Source organism: Bifidobacterium miconisargentati, assembly GCF_019331675.1.
Lineage (GTDB): Bacteria > Actinomycetota > Actinomycetes > Actinomycetales > Bifidobacteriaceae > Bifidobacterium > Bifidobacterium miconisargentati.
The window spans coordinates 150,023-165,755 of the sequence record NZ_JAHBBJ010000001.1; the positions used below are offsets into that span (position 1 = coordinate 150,023).

Sequence of the window (15,733 nt, forward strand, 5' to 3'; positions counted from 1 at the left end):
TCAAGCCACCAAACCTTCTGCCAACGGTCCCAGAGCAAGCGTCGGGAAGAACGTCAGCGCGGAAATCAGGAAGATAACGAACACCAGCAGGACGACGAACAGACCGTTGTCGGTCTTCATCGTGCCGGCGGTCACCGGCACCTTGTCCTGCTTGGCAAGCGAACCGGCCAGCGCGATCACCAGGGCGATCGGCAGGAAACGGCCGATGAGCACCGCCAATCCCAGCGTGGTGTCGAGCCACGGGGTGTCGGCGGTGAGTCCCGCGAAGGCGGAGCCGTTGTTGTTCGCGGCCGAGGTGAAGGCGTAGACGACCTCGGAGAAGCCGTGGTTGCCACTGTTGTTGAGCGACGTGTCGAAGATCGACTGACGTGCGAACGGCACGGCGAAGCTCAGGGAGACGCCCACCACCACGGTGATCGGCATGACGAGGAAGTACAGCGAGGCCATCTTCATCTCGCGCGGGCCGATCTTCTTGCCGAGGTATTCCGGCGTGCGGCCCACCATGAGGCCGGCGATGAACACGGCCACGACGGCCATCACGAGGATGCCGTACAGGCCCGCGCCCACGCCGCCCGGGCTCACCTCGCCGAGCATCATGTTGAGCATGTAGATCATGCCGCCGAGTGCGGTGTACGAGTCGTGCATCGAATTGACGGCGCCAGTGGAGGTCGAGGTCGAGGTGGTGCCGAACAGGCCGGACCACACGATGCCGAAGCGGGTCTCCTTGCCTTCCATGGAACCGCCGGTCAGGGAGGTGATCGGGTCGCTGGCGAAGGATTCGGCGGTCACCACGGCGAAGAAGCTGATGCCGAAGATGATGACCATCGCGCCGAGCAGCGCGTAGCCCTGACGGATGTCGCCGACCATGCGGCCGAAGGTGCGGGTCAGGGCCACCGGAATTGCGAGCATGAGGAGGATCTCGATGAGGTTGGTCCACATGTTCGGGTTCTCGTAGGGGTGCGAGGAGTTGGCGTTGAAGAAGCCGCCGCCGTTGGTGCCGAGCTCCTTGATGACCTCCTGTGAGGCCACCGGGCCCTGCATGATCTTCTGGGTGCCACCGGCGACGGTGTTCACGTCCACGAACCCGGCGAAGTTCTGCGCCACGCCGAGCGCAATGAGAATGATGCCCATGACGATGGAAATCGGCAGAAGGATGCGCATCGTGCAGCGGGTCAGGTCGACCCAGAAGTTGCCGATGGTCTCCGACCTGCGCCACGCGAACCCGCGCACGAGCGCCACGGCCACGGCGATGCCCACGGCCGCGGACACGAAGTTCTGCACGGCGAGGCCGGCGAACTGCACGGTGTAGCCGAGCGTGACGTCCGGCGAATACGACTGCCAGTTGGTGTTGGTCACGAACGAGGCCGCGGTGTTGAACGCGAGCGGGCCCTGCACGTTCGGGAAGCCCAGCGAGAACGGCAGCCACTGCTGCACGCGCTGCAGCAGGTAAAGCACCAGCACGCTCATCAGGGAGAACCCGAGCACACCGCGCAGGTACGCCTTCCAGGTCTGGCCTTTCTTGGAGTCAACGCCGACGACCTTGTAGATCCACTTCTCGAAGAAGAGGTCCTTGTCGGTCGTGAACACGTTGAACATGTAATCGCCCAGCGGCTTGTAGATCGCCGCAAGGATGATGGCAATCAGCGCGAATGCCATGATCGCAAATACATATACCATGTGATGAACCTTTGATTCCTAAGATCTCTCAAGTACAGTCCGGTATGGTTCAGAACTTCTCTGGCCGGCACAGGGAATAAATCATGTAGGCGATTCCCGCGATAGCCAGCACGACACCCAGCACAGTGAAGAACGTCGTCATAGCTTGTCCACCCACTTTCCGAACAGGTCGAACAGCACGAAGACGACCACCGTGCCCGCAACGTAGGCAACATCTACCCACCAGGGCATGTCATTCTCCTTATCATCGAACAAACCCGGTGCCGTGTTCCGCCTCCCGCTAAGGGCTGCGCGACATCGTCATCGGGTCATTGCGATTCCTCATCGTATGGAGCGAGCGGTCAGGGCGAGGCGGTTTTTACGGGTTGCATATGTGCCCGGGGGCTCCGCGCGGCGATTCCTAACGCTTTGCTAACACCGGTTATCCGGCCGGCCCGTACACTGGTTCACGACCTGAATATATAAGGAGGGCCTTTCGCTGTTTGTGGTGGGTGGTTGGTGACGTGGGGGTGTCGTTCTCGGGTAGGTTGGAGGCATGGATACGTCTCGCTTGTTTACCGCCGCGCTCCAGTTGCAGGAGCCTTGGAGGTTGGAGTCCGTGGACTTCCGCGACGCCGGCGACGGCCGCCGGGAGCTGCACATCACGATCGGCTTCGAGGCGGGTGCCCGCTTCCGTTGCCCCGAGGCGGGATGCGGGCAGGCCGCCTGCCCGGTGCATGACAGGCGTGAGCGCGTGTGGCGTCACCTGAACATCTTCCAGTACAAGGCGTTCATCCACGCCGGCATGCCGCGCGTCATGTGTCCCGAGCACGGGGTGAGAACGGTCCCGGCCCCGTGGGCGAGGCCCGGTTCGGGGTTCACGCTCCTGTTCGAGGCGTGGGCCGTGGAGATGGCACGCCACCTGCTCGTGAGCACGCTCGCCGAACAGATCGACGAGACCGACACGCGCCTGTGGCGCCTCATCGCCCACTACGTCGACGAGGCGCGCAGGCTGGAGGACTACACGGGCGTGGAGGCCATCGGCATCGACGAGACCAGCCGCAAGGGCCACAGCTACATCACCGTGTATTGCTTCAATGTTTGTTAGGCGGTTTCGGCAGTGTTTTCCCGCAGTGTAGGCTGATGGTTTTCCCAGGTGTCGTCATCGTTTCCCGGTGATGTAAGCGAGAGGCATCGGTCCCGCCGCCTGTATATTCCCGAGTTGCAATTCGAATCGGATTCGGACGGTTGCCGCCGGCCGGTACTCGGGAAGGAAAGGAACATGGCGATACCGATGCCCATTGTGCAAGATATCAGGAGACTCGACCGGCAGGGGCTGTCGCGTGCGCAGATAGCGCGTCGTCTGCATGTGGATCGAGGGACGGTCGCGAAATACGCGGATATGGCGGATCACTCGCCCAAACCGAAGACGGATCGCAGGCGCGGGTCGAAGATTGATCCGTACGCGCATCTGGTGGACGGGTGGCTGGAGGCCGATCGGATGCTGCCTAGGAAGCAGCGTCACACGATCAAGCGCGTGCATGACCGTTTGTTGGCGGAGACGGATTACGACGGCGAGTATTCGACCACGATGCGATACGTGCACCGGTGGCGCGAGGTGAACCGCGGCATGCCGGATCGCGAGGGGTATGTGCGGCTCGAGTGGGCGACGGGCAGCATGCAGGTTGATTTCGGCATGGCTCGGGCCCGGATCGCGGGTGAGATGGTGGACGTGCATTGCCTGGTGGTCTCGTTTCCCTTTTCGAACATGCGGTTGTGTGTGGCGATGCCGGGCGAGAACGCGGAGTGTCTGTGTCATGGTTTGACGCTTGTGTTCGAGCATATCGGCGGTGTTCCTCCCGTGATCGTGATGGACAACGCCACCGGCGCGGGTCACCGCAACGCGAAGGGCGAGGTCACGCTCACTGAGGTGTTCTCTGCGTTCGTGGCGCATCATCGCATCGAGGTCAGGTTCTGCAACCCGTATTCGGGCAACGAGAAGGGCAGCGTGGAGAACGCCGTCGGCTTCCTGAGACGCAATCTCATGGTCCCGCCCATGCGCGCGGAATCCCATGAGCAGCTCAGTCGCCTCATGCTCGAACAGTGCGACGGGCTGGCGGCCTCTTCGTATTGCCCGAGACTGCTGGACGTGCCCGTGGCCGAGGTGTTCGGCGAGGAGCGGGCGTCGTTGATGCCGTTGCCGGCCATGCCGTTCGATCCGGTGCGTTGGGAGAGCAGGGTGGCGGACAAGTACGGGCTGGTCGACATCGACTCGAACCGGTACCTCGCCGGACCCGGCATGGCGCGTTCCAAGGTGCTGGCCGCGATCCGGTGGGACACGGTCACGCTCACCTCGTGCGCTACCGGCGAGCTCCTCGCGGAGTATCACAGACAGTACGGACGGTCGAACAATATGGAGGATCCCGCGCTCGTGCTGCCCCGGATCGCGGTCAGACCCCGGGCGTGGAGGGAGAGCGCGATCCGCCCCGACGTGCCCGACGACATCCGCGCCTGGCTCGACGCGATGGACGAGAAGACGTTGAAGGAAAGCCTCAAGGCGATCGGCGACGCGTGCCGGGCGGCCGGGTTCGAACCCGCGATGCAGGCATGCGGCGAGATCCTGCGCTGCAACAAGGACATGGGCCTGCACGCGGACTCGCTCACCCCGATCGCGTTGCGCATGCGCGACGGCGACTGGGAATACCCCGGCGCGGTCGCCGAACCCGACCTGAGCGGCTACGACCGGTTCATCACCGACACGGACGACCATGGCAAGGAGGACCGATGAGCGCCGGCCCCGATCCCGTGATCCCGGAGACCCGCCGCCGGCGCGCGTCCACGACCGAGAAGAGCGAACGGATCCTGAAGATGAGCCGCAGCCTGCCGCTGACGCGCGGCGTGCTCGCCGACACGCTGGCCGAGGCCACGCCCAACCAGCTCGACCTCATCGAACGATGGTTCACGGCCGAACTCGACTCACGCGAGCGATCCAAACGCACGCGCCTGCTCAAACAGGCCGGCTTCCCGGCCGACAAGACCCTCGACGGCTACGACTGGACCAACCTGAGGATGCCCGCGGACTGGGGGCGCGCCCAGCTCGAAAGCCTCGACTTCGTCGACAATCGCGAGGACCTCGTGCTCTACGGGCCCGTCGGGGTCGGCAAGAGCCACCTCGCGATCGCGATCGGCAGGCTCGCCTGCGACAAGGGCATACCGGTCAGGTTCTTCACCGCGACCGGACTGCTCATGCGTTTAAGACGCGCCCAGCAGGAGAACCGGCTCGACCGGGAACTCGCGAGCATCGGCAAGGCGCGTCTCCTGGTCATCGACGAGTTCGGATACCTGCCCATCGACGAGGAAGGCAGCCGCCTCCTCTTCCAGATCATAAGCGACAGCTACGAGACAAGGAGCATCATCTACACCACCAACATCGAATTCAGCGGATGGGGACGCATCCTCGGCGACAAGAACATGGCCGCCGCCCTCATCGACCGCACCGTCCACCACGGACGGCTCATCAGATTCGAGGGCCGCTCCTACCGCAGCGAACACGCCCTCATGACCAAATAACAACACAACAACAACAACAACGCAGACAGGCAGCGGCCGATACCGCACACCCTGCGGGAAACCCGCTGCCTACACTGCGGGAAAACACTGCACAAACAGCAGGCCCCGACTTGACAAAACACAGTAGTCCTCCAGCCTGCGCGCCTCGTCGACGTAGTGGGCGATGAGGCGCCACAGGCGCGTGTCGGTCTCGTCGATCTGTTCGGCGAGCGTGCTCACGAGCAGGTGGCGTGCCATCTCCACGGCCCACGCCTCGAACAGGAGCGTGAACCCCGAACCGGGCCTCGCCCACGGGGCCGGGACCGTTCTCACCCCGTGCTCGGGACACATGACGCGCGGCATGCCGGCGTGGATGAACGCCTTGTACTGGAAGATGTTCAGGTGACGCCACACGCGCTCACGCCTGTCATGCACCGGGCAGGCGGCCTGCCCGCATCCCGCCTCGGGGCAACGGAAGCGGGCACCCGCCTCGAAGCCGATCGTGATGTGCAGCTCCCGGCGGCCGTCGCCGGCGTCGCGGAAGTCCACGGACTCCAACCTCCAAGGCTCCTGCAACTGGAGCGCGGCGGTAAACAAGCGAGACGTATCCATGCCTCCAACCTACCCGAGAACGACACCCCCACGTCACCAACCACCCACCACAAACAGCGAAAGGCCAAATAAAAGAAGCATCGGTCGCGACCGACCGGCACGGCGGCTCCTCCGGCCGTTCAGCGGATCACGACGCCCATCGCATCGGAGACGACGGATGTGAGCACGTCCGCCTTGTCACGCCCAACGCCTTCGTCGTCGCACAGACGCGACCATTACAGCAGCGTCTCGATGACGCAGTCGATGATGCAGGAGACGGACAGCCGCACGGCGAACCCCGCGGCGACGGGCTCCCTGCCATCGGGGTCCCGTCCCTCCCACACGGCGGCGACGGCCGCGGTCCACTTGGGGATGCGCGCGTACAACGCCGACCTCAACGCCTCGTTGGAGCGCACGATCCGCAGCCGCAGCGCCAAATCGTCGAGCTGCGCCGACTCGAGCGAGCCGAGCACCTGCGGGGCCACGCGGCGCACGAAGTCGCGCGGCGTGGAATCCATATGACGTCCGATCTCCCGGCGCAGGTCGGCGATTAGCTCGCCGTCGGCCGGGAACCCGATGACGAGATCCTCCTTGGCCGGGAAATACCGGAACAGGGTGATTGGCGAGATCCCCGCCTCGGCGGAGATCCGCTGCGTGGTCACCGCGTCGTAGCCGTCCTCGTCGAACAGGCGCAGCGCCGTGTCCCCGATGGCCTTGCGTATGGCGATCCGTTTGCGCCGCTGCCAGCGGCTGCGGGCGACGGCCGCCTTGACCGACGTCCCACGCCGCGAAGCGGTGTTGGACGGAGTCGGTTCGTCAGATGGCGAACGCCCCGACGATGCTCGTTCCCGATCGTCGCCCGCCGTCATCCCATCCATGTCAGCCGCCATGCCGTCCGCCTCCATCGATCGTCGCGTTCCGGCCGTCGACCGGCCTCTTCGCCAACCAATACTACCCGCCGTCACGGCATCGCCCTCGGCGTCGCCCGAGACATCTAGCGGGTCGCCGCGTCACCGCCGCTGCCGACCGCCGCCCTCCCCCACAGGCGACGCCCCGATCCGTTCCATCGCCATGGACCCGTCGCCACCGCTCCAGATGGGGACGGTGTCGACGATCGGATCGTTGGTTTCGAGACCGAACCATTCCACCGGCCGGCTAATCATGCGCTTGATCCACTGGTAGCTGCGCAGCAGCGTGCGGTCCGAATCCGGCAGGGAGGACTCCGGGCTGACGACGCGGTGCATGAGCACGTATCGGATGCTGCCGATGCCGAGGCGCTCGTTCCTGTTGGCGAGCTTGGGCCACTGCGGTTCGATGCGGGCGATCTCGCCCCGCGAGAGCATGTCCGCCATGATCGCGTCCATGTACTGGCGCAGATAGAACTGCGGTTCCTTGTAGCCGAGGCTGATGATCACACGGTGCAGGCTGGGGCCGAAGGAGACGGCCTTCCACCGGCGTCCGAACGGCCGCTCGGACTGGACGAGGGTGACGATCCAGTACGCGTGCCCGCGATGGTGCACCATGCTGGCGGCCACGTCCTTCTCCACCTCCTTCACGCTCGGATCGGCGGTCAGGTACACGAGATTGTCGGCCACCAGATCACGCCGTTTGTCCGCCATGGACGCGGCGAGGATGTGCGACAGGTCGTCGGCGTGCACGTGCCCGCGGTCGGACGCCTCCAGCAGGCTGCCGCGCGAGCAGATGTGGAAGACGCCGAACAGCACTCCCCAGATGATCACGGTGATGTATCCGCCCTCCATGAACTTGAAGACGCTCGCGGACAGGAACAGAAGCTCGATCAGTCCGAACAGCACGCAGGAGACGAGCGCACCCAGCCGTTTGCCCTCGACCCGCCACAGGAACTCGAACAGCAGCACGGTGATCATGAGCATCGCGATGGTCAGGGCCAGACCGTAGGCCGCCTCCATCGCCGAGGAGGACCTGAAGTACAGGACCACGAGGACGGTGAGCCCCGCCAGCACCCCGCATGCGGACGGGATGTAGATCTGCCCCTTGCTCACGCCCGGGTAGCGCATGTTGAGCCGGGGCAGCCAGCCCAGACCGTCGGCGGCGGCCGTCAGCGTGAACGCGCCGGAGATCAGCGCCTGCGAGGCGATGACGCCGGCGGTCAGGGCGAGCAGCACTCCGAACGGGCGGATCTGTTCGGGGATGATCTGGAAGAACGGCGCGGGGTCGCCGGCGCCCACGCGATGCCCCTCGAGCATCCACGCGCCCTGCCCGAAGTACGAGCAGATCAGCGTCAGATTCACCAGCGGCCAGCTGGCGCGGATGTTGCCGCGTCCCACATGGCCCATGTCCGCGTAGAGGGCTTCGGCGCCGGTCAGCGCGAGGAATACGCTGCCCATCAACGCCACGCCGGCCTTGTTCTCGTCGGAGAACAGGAACCGCACGCCGACCGTCGGGTCGAGCGCCTCGAACACGGTCCAGTCGCGGGTGACGATGTTCATGACGCCGATCACCGCGAGGAACAGGAACCAGATGGTCATGACGGGGCCGAAGAACGTGCCCAGCCTGTTCGTGCCGGCGTGCTGGCTCAGGAACAGCAGCACGATGATGGCTATCGCGATCATCACGGCCAGTTCCTCGGACCAGTAGACGCTGCCGCCGATCGCCGGGATGGACGCGAGACCCTCCACGGCGGAGGTGATGCTCACCGCGGGCGTGAAGACGCTGTCCGCGAGGAACGCCGCCGCCCCGACCATGGCGAACGCCGCCGCGTGTTTCCAGTGGCGCCGCACCGCGGCGAACAGGGCGAACACGCCGCCCTCGCCGTCGTTGTCGGCGTTCATCACGGTCCACACGTATTTGATGGTGACGACCAGCAGCATGAACCAGAACACCAGCGACAGCGATCCCAGGATCTGGAAGCGGTCGAGACGCCCGCCCTGCGCGAGCATCAACGCCTTGGGCGCGTAGATCGGGCTCGTGCCCAAATCCCCGTAGACGATGCCGACGGCGATGAGCATGCCCGCCGGCGTGACCTTATCGATGGGGCGGCCCTCCCCTTTGGTCCCCTTCGCCGACTTGCGTTTCCACAGTGCCATATGCCGCTTCCTCCCATGTCCGGAACGACGGTGCTTTCCATGGCGTGGCCATGGCAGGCCTTCCACGGATGCACGGCGCCCGCGAGGCCCTTCCGCCGCACATTATAGGGGATTTCGCCGAAACGGCCGGTTTTCCGTAAGCAAACCGTTAGGACGCCGGATGCATGGTCGCGTGATCCGGCAAGGACCGTCCGCCGGAACCCCCGAAACGTATATCGACCGGCAACCGGGGGAAAATCAGGAGGTTCCCCGATGGACGGAGCCATCATACGATGGGAGACCGGAGCCACCGACGCCACCATCCAGGCCGGCAAGGCCAACGTGCAAACGTTGACGGACGACAGGGACCAGGCCGAAACCCAGGCCGAAACGGCGACGGCCCAGGCAGAGCAGGCCAAACAGGAGCAGACCAGGGCTGAGCAGGCACGGAAGGACGCGGCCAAGGCCGACGCGGAAGGCATCCGAGGAGAAGGACGCGGCCGACCGCAAGGTCACGGATCTCAAGGACCAGCTCAATCAGGCGGAGGCTGCCCGCAAGGAAGCCACGCTGCTGCAGCAGACGGCGGACGCGGCCAAGGCCGACGCGGAAGGCAAGAAGCAGGCGGCGGCTCAGGCGCAGAAACAGCTCGACAAGGGGTATCTCGGATATCTGGAGCAGGACGGTTCCCAGGCGGCGAAGGATCTCGTGGAAAACGACGCAACCATCCGCCAATGGCTGGACGACGGCATCATCGACCCGTCCAAGGACGATGACAGCCTGAGCCTGGACTCCGTGCGCAAGAGCCTGGCGTACATCGACCAATTCAACCAGCTGCGCAAGGTCGAGGGACTGAACGAACTCAAGGTATCCGACTATCTCATGGCCACAGCGGCGGCATCGAACCAGAAGATCCAGTCCAACGGCTTCCAGCACACGGGGGCCTCGCGCTGGGACGCCAGCGAGAACATCGCCTACGGATCCAGCGACTCGTACAACCCGTTCAACGGCTGGTATACGAGGGAGAAGGCGCTGTTCGACCAGGCGGCCGCGCAGGATCCGAAGCTCGCCGCGCACCGCAACGACGCCTACTGGGTCAGCACGCAGACCCAGTACAAGGATCTGTGGAAGAAGACGGGACATTACCTCAACATCGTGGACGGCAACGAGTCCAGCACGGGATTCGCCTGGGGCGCGAGTCTGGACAACCAAGGCCTCTACATCAAGTACTTCACAGCACACCAGCCGCGAGGACAAGGGGAAGACGACCGACGTCACGACGTTCGCCCAGCTGCTCGACGCATACGAAACGCCGCTTCAGCAGGCTGTGAAGGACGGGGTCGCCGCGGACAAGGCGGCATCCGACGCGCAGGCCAGGGCCGACGCGGCCGACAATGCCGCTTCGGCGAAGGAACAGACGCTCAAGGAACTGCAGAACCAGCAGGAAACGCTGGAGCAGGCGGCCCGGAACCTGAAAGAGGCCCAGGCCAAGGCGCAGCAGGTATTGGACGAGTGGCTCGCGCTCCACCTCGACGGAGGATCGCAGCAGCCGGTGGATCAGGAACTCGTGGACCGTCTCGCAAAGGAATACGAGCAGGCCAAACAGGATGCAGACAGCAAGGCAGACGAGGCCACGGCCAAGGCCGAAGAACTGGCGGCGGCGGACAGGAAGGCCTCGGAAGCCAAAGCCCAGGCCGACGAGGCGGACGCGCAGGCCGCCAAGGCGGCACGCAACGCGCGAGACGCCCAGAAGGAGCTTGACAAGGCCCAACAGCAACTGGACGAGCTGACCGGGCTCCGGCAGGCCGTCGACCAGGCGCAAGAAGCGCTCGACCAGGCGCAAGCCCGCCAGCAGCAGGCGGAGGACGCACTCGCATCCGCGCGAAAGGTCCTGGAGTCGATGAACCGGAACGCGGAAACCGCCAAGCAAGCCCTCGAAACGGCGCAGCAGGCCGCCACCACGGCCGCGGACCAGCTTGAGACAGCCCAGCGACGGTTGAGGGAGCTGGAGGACCAGTCCGGCATCGATCCGGCGCAACTGTCCCGAATCCGCGCCGCCCACCAGTCGCTCACCGAAAAGACCAGGCTGCTCGACCAGGCCAACAAGGCACTGGCCGAAGCCAGAAAGGGACTGGAGGCAAGCAATCTCACGGTAAGCCAGCAGCAGCGCCTGCTCGACGCGGTCGACCAGGCGCAAAAGGCGCTCGACCAAGCCAACAAGGCACTGGACAAGGCTCAGCTGGAATATGACGCCCTCGTCAACAACACGACGCCCGGAGTGCCCGACAACCCCGGAACCAGCCCGGACAAGCCTGACGACGGCGAAACACCCGTTCAGCCCGGCAAACCCGGGAACGGCGATCCGGGTGCGCAGGATCCCGATACAGCCGGCCCTGACGACAACGACTCCGGAAACCTGCCGGACGATGAAGGCGCCACGGGAGGGACCGTGGAATCCGTCGTCAAACCCGATATCACCGTCATCACGACATCCGGGGCGACCGGCTGGGATACGAGTGAATCCCGGCAGACGACCGGGGGAACACAGCCTCTCGCGTCGACCGGCTCGGATACAGCGGTGATCGTCCTCGCGGCCGCGACGCTGCTCGCCGCCGGCACGGGCCTGACCGTGGTCCGCAGCCGCCACCAAGACTAGGATCCATCATCCTATCCTCAAAAATAACGAAGGACGGCATGACCGGCATCTCCTGTGGCCGGTCATGACGTCCTTCCTTTTCCGACCACGCGCAATCGGCCCGGCACGCACGAAACGGATCCTGCACGCCCATAACCTGCCTATCGGCACGAAAAGAAATCCGCAAGGAGCAATGATGACGGAAAACACAGATAAAACGAGCATGGCGAAACAGGACGGTCGCAGGAAAAGCCCCTGGATCATGTTGACGGCCGTATTGGCGGCGGTGATCGTGGCGATGGCGTTCGGCATGGGATACCTCGTGGCGGACAACAAGGCCATGCGCAGCAACAACAATCAGACGCAGGACTCCGCACAACAACAACCGACGGCTGATATGAAGCAATTGGCCGAGTCCATGAACGGGGCGACGGGCAAACCCTCCCGCGTCACCGAGCAGGGCGGTATCCTCATCTCGAAGAACGGATACGGGAAGAAAATGAAAGGCGCGCCCACCATCAGCGTGTACGAGGAGCCATTGTGTCCCTACTGCGGTCAGCTCAACCGCAAGATCGACCCGATCCTCACCCGGCTCATGAAGGCCGGACAAATCAACATCGATGTGCATCTGGTCAATTTCCTTGACCAGGCCAGCAGCGACGGCTACTCGAACCGCGCCGCGAACGGAGCCCTGTACATCCTGGACCACGACGATGACCCCGAGCATCTGCTCGCCTACCTGGCCAACATCTATGCGGAGGACTTCCAACCCAACGAAGGAAACGCCTACCAGCCCGTCGGCAACGACAAGCTCAAGGAACAGGCCATCAAGGCCGGAGTCAGCCAGGACGTCGCAGACAAGGCATTCGACGGAAAACTCGAATACCAGACATGGCTGGACGCGGCGACCGCGTACACGACCAACCTCACCGACCTGTACGGAACCCAGGGCGGGTTCAGCACCCCGACCGTAACCATCAACGGCAACCTATGGAGCATCGAAGCGATCATGAGCCAGGGAGCCGACGCGAACACCGAACTGCTCAAATCAATCGGCCTCGACCAGGCACAGGCCGGCGAAACGGGCACCCTGCCATCCATCGGAGCCAAAGGCAAACCACTCTCCTGACATCAGCAAACACCCGATAATGCCCTGATGCCCGGCACCCCCAATCAAAGGAGTGCCGGGCATCTTTACATATCCGCTGGTTACAGATACGCTCCCGAACGCCGCCCGACCACAGCGAACCCTACGCTGGCCGTCAGAAGGGTCAGGGCACAGGCAAAGGACGAGGCACCGGCAGGGGAACCGGTCTCCGGCATCGCCGCATGTACGACCGGATTAACCGTGACCACGCGCTTTACTTCCGCTTTGTTGCCTGCCGCGTCCGACACCGTGTAGGTGAGCTCGTACTTGCCGGGCTTGGTGGTATCCACCGTGCCGGCAATCTGGATCTTGGACGTGATGTCGTCGTCCGTGTCGTCGCTTGCGGTCACGCCCGCCTTCGGATCGAACTTGTCACCGACGGTGATGGTCTTGTCGTCCGCGCCCTTGATCACCGGCTTGGTCGTATCCACGTTCTTCTGCCAGATGGCGTACAAGGTCGTGGTCTTGCCGTTGCCGACTCTGATGCTGCCTCCCGACGCATAGTTCGCTTCCGTTGCGGACTTGTCGGTGTTCCACCCCAGGAACGTATACCCCTTGCGGGTCGGTTTCGTGGAGGAGATCGTGATGCTCACGGCGGAGCCGTAGGACTTGTTGCTCACGGAGGATGGTGCGCCCAAACCGCCGTTTGCGTTGTAATCCAGTGTGGAATAGCTGCCGGTATAGACGCAGTAACGTGTGCCTGTGCCGTGATACGTGCGCTGGCAGATCGACAGGTCTTCGGACATATACAGGTCGAAATCGTTGCAGTTGTAGGAAACGGATGATGTCCTCAGAGACTCGTAAGCGCCGCAGGAGGACGGTCCGGAATACGTGTCCACGTACTTTGGGGATAAGTATTTTCCGCAGGCAGAGGGGCCGGAAGGCCCGGCCGGGCATGAGCTCGCCGCGTATGCCGCTGACGTGAACCCCGGCACGGCGATGAGGCTGACCGAGGAAATCAGTATGGCGGCCAATTTCTTGAGTCCAAGGTTTTTGTTTTTGGTACTCAATTCCATTCCTTTCTTTCTTGCTGATGGATTGCAGGTCCAGTCGGGTCGGCCTTAAACGCGAAAAGGTCGAGCCGCCCGGTAGGGTCAGCACGCATGGTGCTGGCCTTGCCAGTCGGCTCGACCTTCGAAATGGGAATAGTGGAGGTTAGCAGTAGGTCCTTCGACGCGCGAAGAGACGGGTGCCCAATGCCATAAGAGCGAAGAACGTCGCCCCCCGATCAAGAAGCCGTTAACGGAACCCGTTTCAGGCATGTTCGCGTTCATCACCGGGGTGACGGTGATTACTCGCTTGACTTCGGTCTTGTTGCCCGCGTTGTCCGAAACCGTGTAGTTGAGTTCGTACTTGCCGGGCTTGGTCACGTCCACGGAACCGGAGATCGTGATTTTTGAGGTGATATCGCCGTCCGTCTCGTCCGTGGCGGTCACACCTGCCTTCGGGTCGAACGGATCGCCCACGGTGATGGTCTTGTCATCGGCGCCCTTGATCACGGGCTTGTCGGTGTCCGCCGGCCCCTCATAAGTGAGTTCAAGATATCGGGTGCCCTGTGATCCGAGGGTCGTGCCGGAACTGACTTTAGATTGGGAACCCGTGAACGTGTCGCCATTGGACCCGCTGACCCGCACGCTTGTGCCGCTCATGTTCGGCCCGTATTCCCCGCAGCTCGGAGTAGTTCCGGCGTCCGCACGGGCGGTATAGGTGATTCCGCTTTTCAGGACGGCCTTATCGCCGTTGGATTGGGTGAAGAGGTACGAGGAACGGGATATGCCATCATGATCGGTTTCGGGCAGTGAGAACGTACCTGTATCGTCTCTGAGGTTATCGGTGATGTTCGCGAGGAGCCAGGACGGACCCGTGATGGAGACCTTGGCGCTTACCCGGCAGTTCCACCCGTTGTTTGACCCCTGTACCGGACCGTCGACGGCCAGGGTGCGGGTGACGACGTCATTGGGCGCCTCATCGGACGCCGCCGATGCGGATGGCGCAATGGCTCCGGCGAAAGAAGCGGCGGTGGCCATCGACAGGAGCAACGCCGCTTTTTTGCCGGCGATTCGATGATTGCCGGGGTGAGCCGTGATGCGTGTTCGTTGAGCTTGCATGTATTCTTCCTTTTTTGGTTTTGTGGTTTTCAGCCTTTGTGTTTTCCCGGCAGTCCGGCGTGTTCCCGGCGGCATTGCCAGCCGTTGAAGCCCGCGTAACCGAGCACGCATGGCATGGACGCGACCGATCCCAGGGCGAACGGGTCATCGAGGACGGGATTGCCGTGTTCGGCGTCCTGTTCGTATGGGGCCACGTCGGGCATGCTCGCCCTTGTGCCGGAGACGAGCAGGCGTTTTGTCTTGCGCAGTGTCGTGCAGGTCATCAGGGTGACCCTGTCCTCGTCCTGCTCGATGGTGAGTTTCGAGAAATCATTCGGCATGATCACGTCGATGCGGTCGACCTTGTAGGCGAGCACGTGGCCGGCGACGTGCAGGTAGAACACGTCGCCGGTTTTGAGTTCGTCCAAGTGGGTGAACATGAGGGCGCTGCTCATGCCGTTGTGGGCGCTGATCACGCTGTGCGTGTTCTTGCCGCCGACGGGCAGGCTGGTGCCGTACATGTGGCCGGCTCCCCGGTCGAGGGTTTCGAGGCTGGTGCCGTGCAGGATGGGCAGGTCGACGTTGATCTTCGGGATCGAAACGGATCCCATGGTCCCGTCGCCGTCCATGTTCAATGCGTCCACGTATGCCTGGTCCGTTTCGCTGGCGGGACGTGTCTCGCCCTGCACCTGTGCGAAGGGATCCTGGGTTTCGCCGAGCACGTACTGTCCGTTTTCGTACAGTCGTTTGTTGTAGGCCTGCGCGGCGTGGAACGCCTGTTTCTGCTCGGCGCTGGGCTGTTGGGAAGCGAGTTCGCTTGCCTGGGCGAGTCGTGCTCCGGTGACCGCTTGGGTGACGGCCACCGTGCATAGTGTCGCCGAGGCCAGGAATGCAAGGAGGACCGAGACCCATTTGAGCGTCCACCTACGGCGCAGTTCGCGTCTTGCCGACGCTACGGGCTCCTTTGGCGTGTCGTTCCCGTTGTTCGTGCGGCGGGTGCGGCGTGACGGCATATGGATCATCGGT

The 15,733-nt window shown here is 63.6% G+C and carries 11 protein-coding genes and 3 pseudogenes; 7 read left to right on the forward strand and 7 right to left on the reverse strand.

Annotated elements, in window-relative coordinates; genetic code table 11:
* Complete coding sequence (kdpA, locus tag KIH81_RS00635; RefSeq protein ID WP_214303622.1) at positions 1-1,677, reverse strand: potassium-transporting ATPase subunit KdpA; 1,677 nt, start codon at positions 1,675-1,677, stop codon at positions 1-3.
* Between the two features lie 535 nt (positions 1,678-2,212).
* Here kdpA and KIH81_RS00640 point away from each other — a divergent pair.
* From KIH81_RS00640 to istB, 3 genes and pseudogenes are all read left to right on the forward strand, one after another.
* Positions 2,213-2,743, forward strand: a pseudogene (locus KIH81_RS00640) (helix-turn-helix domain-containing protein); the annotation flags it as partial.
* Positions 2,744-2,938: 195 nt separating this feature from the next.
* Positions 2,939-4,444, forward strand: a complete 1,506-nt coding sequence (istA, locus tag KIH81_RS00645) for an IS21 family transposase (protein WP_214303623.1) — start codon at positions 2,939-2,941, stop codon at positions 4,442-4,444.
* A 17-nt stretch (positions 4,445-4,461) separates the two neighbouring features.
* The gene (gene istB / locus KIH81_RS00650; RefSeq protein WP_214303733.1) at positions 4,462-5,226 is read left to right on the forward strand and encodes an IS21-like element helper ATPase IstB; all 765 of its coding nucleotides are present in this window, start codon (positions 4,462-4,464) and stop codon (positions 5,224-5,226) included.
* A 99-nt stretch (positions 5,227-5,325) separates the two neighbouring features.
* On the opposite strand, the pseudogene KIH81_RS00655 reads toward istB, so the two are convergent.
* The 3 genes and pseudogenes from KIH81_RS00655 to KIH81_RS00665 all read right to left on the reverse strand — a co-directional run.
* Positions 5,326-5,817: pseudogene (locus KIH81_RS00655) on the reverse strand (helix-turn-helix domain-containing protein); the annotation flags it as partial.
* A gap of 215 nt (positions 5,818-6,032) precedes the next feature.
* On the reverse strand, positions 6,033-6,674 hold the full coding sequence (locus KIH81_RS00660) for a TetR/AcrR family transcriptional regulator (protein WP_214303624.1): 642 nt from the start codon (positions 6,672-6,674) through the stop codon (positions 6,033-6,035).
* A gap of 132 nt (positions 6,675-6,806) precedes the next feature.
* Complete coding sequence (locus KIH81_RS00665) at positions 6,807-8,861, reverse strand: KUP/HAK/KT family potassium transporter (protein WP_214303625.1); 2,055 nt, start codon at positions 8,859-8,861, stop codon at positions 6,807-6,809.
* A 772-nt stretch (positions 8,862-9,633) separates the two neighbouring features.
* Here KIH81_RS00665 and KIH81_RS12305 point away from each other — a divergent pair.
* The 3 genes and pseudogenes from KIH81_RS12305 to KIH81_RS00675 all read left to right on the forward strand — a co-directional run.
* A pseudogene (locus tag KIH81_RS12305) lies at positions 9,634-10,041 on the forward strand (CAP domain-containing protein); the annotation flags it as partial.
* A gap of 124 nt (positions 10,042-10,165) precedes the next feature.
* Positions 10,166-11,494 carry a coiled-coil domain-containing protein gene (locus KIH81_RS11950; RefSeq protein WP_236029025.1) on the forward strand — a complete coding sequence of 443 codons (1,329 nt, stop codon included), beginning with the start codon at positions 10,166-10,168 and terminating at the stop codon, positions 11,492-11,494.
* Between the two features lie 175 nt (positions 11,495-11,669).
* Complete coding sequence (locus KIH81_RS00675) at positions 11,670-12,602, forward strand: DsbA family protein (protein WP_214303627.1); 933 nt, start codon at positions 11,670-11,672, stop codon at positions 12,600-12,602.
* An 80-nt stretch (positions 12,603-12,682) separates the two neighbouring features.
* On the opposite strand, the gene KIH81_RS00680 is transcribed toward KIH81_RS00675, so the two are convergent.
* Positions 12,683-13,366 (reverse strand): immunoglobulin-like domain-containing protein, encoded by a 684-nt coding sequence (locus KIH81_RS00680; protein WP_214303628.1) that lies wholly within the window; start codon positions 13,364-13,366, stop codon positions 12,683-12,685.
* An 85-nt stretch (positions 13,367-13,451) separates the two neighbouring features.
* Here KIH81_RS00680 and KIH81_RS00685 point away from each other — a divergent pair, with 85 nt between their 5' ends.
* A complete protein-coding gene (locus KIH81_RS00685) occupies positions 13,452-13,685 on the forward strand; it encodes a hypothetical protein (protein WP_214303629.1) in 234 nt (77 codons plus the stop codon).
* A 29-nt stretch (positions 13,686-13,714) separates the two neighbouring features.
* Here the strand turns inward: KIH81_RS00685 and KIH81_RS11955 are convergent, their stop codons facing one another.
* Positions 13,715-14,803: a DUF5011 domain-containing protein gene (locus KIH81_RS11955; protein WP_236029026.1), complete on the reverse strand. Its 1,089-nt coding sequence runs from the start codon at positions 14,801-14,803 to the stop codon at positions 13,715-13,717.
* Positions 14,758-15,729 carry a class C sortase gene (locus KIH81_RS00695; RefSeq protein WP_214303630.1) on the reverse strand — a complete coding sequence of 324 codons (972 nt, stop codon included), beginning with the start codon at positions 15,727-15,729 and terminating at the stop codon, positions 14,758-14,760. The genes KIH81_RS11955 and KIH81_RS00695 overlap by 46 nt, the downstream gene beginning before the upstream one ends.
* Between the last annotated feature and the right edge of the window lie 4 nt (positions 15,730-15,733).